Origin of the sequence: Pseudomonas fluorescens, assembly GCF_002837185.1 — a bacterium.
GTDB classification, from domain to species: domain Bacteria; phylum Pseudomonadota; class Gammaproteobacteria; order Pseudomonadales; family Pseudomonadaceae; genus Aquipseudomonas; species Aquipseudomonas fluorescens_AM.
Genome location: NZ_KZ478057.1, coordinates 1 through 1,047, shown reverse-complemented (window position 1 = coordinate 1,047; position 1,047 = coordinate 1). Strand labels below are relative to the sequence as shown.

At 62.3% G+C, this 1,047-nt stretch carries 1 protein-coding gene; it reads left to right on the top strand.

Annotated elements, in window-relative coordinates; genetic code table 11:
- The coding region (locus tag CIB54_RS27225; RefSeq protein ID WP_332871824.1) for a type VI secretion IcmF C-terminal domain-containing protein at positions 1–1,047 on the top strand (1,047 nt) is incomplete at both ends.

The window sequence follows — 1,047 nt, the reverse complement described above, 5'->3', positions numbered from 1 at the left end:
GCAACCTTCGGCCCGTTGCTGGCGCTGCTGGGCAAAGGCCCCGAAGGCAAGAGTGGCGCCGATGGCTTGAGCCTCCAGGCATTCCTCACACGGGTAACACGGGTCCGCCTCAAGTTGCAGCAAGTCAGCACGGCGGCCGATCCGCTGGAAATGACCCAGGCACTGGCGCAAACCGTGTTTCAAGGCAAGAGCATCGACCTGACCGACACTCAATCCTACGGCAGCCTGATGGCCGCCAGCCTGGGGGCCGAGTGGGGCGGGGCGGCGCAGACGCTGTTCGTGCAACCACTGGAACACGCCTGGCAACGCGTCCTGCAACCGTCTGCCGCTGGGATCAACAGCCAGTGGCAACGCTCGATCGTCAGCCATTGGGACGATGCTTTCGCCAGCCGCTACCCGTTCACAGCCACTGCCAGCGATGCGTCCTTACCGATGCTGGGCCAGATGATCCGCGCAGACTCCGGCCGCATCGAGCAGTTTTTGCAGCGGCAATTGAGCGGCGTGTTGCGCAAGGAGGGTAGCCGGTGGATGGCTGATCCGCGCCACAGCCAAGGGCTGCGCTTCAACCCGCAGTTCCTGACTGCCATCAACCAGCTCAGTGACCTGGCCGATGTGCTCTACACCGATGGCGGTATGGGGTTGAGCTTTGAGCTGCAAGGCAAACCGGTACGCGATGTGGTGCAAACCACCTTCATCCTCAACGGCGACAAGCACCAGTACTTCAACCAGAAGGAGAGCTGGCAGCGTTTCAGCTGGCCGGGGCGTAGTGACTATCCCGGCGTGAGCCTCAGTTGGACCAGCGTACATACCGGCGAGCGGCTGTTCGGTGATTATTCCGGTACCTGGGGCCTGATCCGCCTGTTGGAAAAAGCCCAGGTCACGCCGTTGGACGACGGTGACAGCCGCTACCGCATGGTGCTCAAGGCGCCCGATGGTTTGAGCCTGGTCTGGCACCTGCGCACCGAGCTGGATGCGGGGCCGCTGGCATTGCTCAAGTTGAGGAGCTTCAAGTTGCCCGCTCAGATATTTCTCAGCGAGAACACCGTT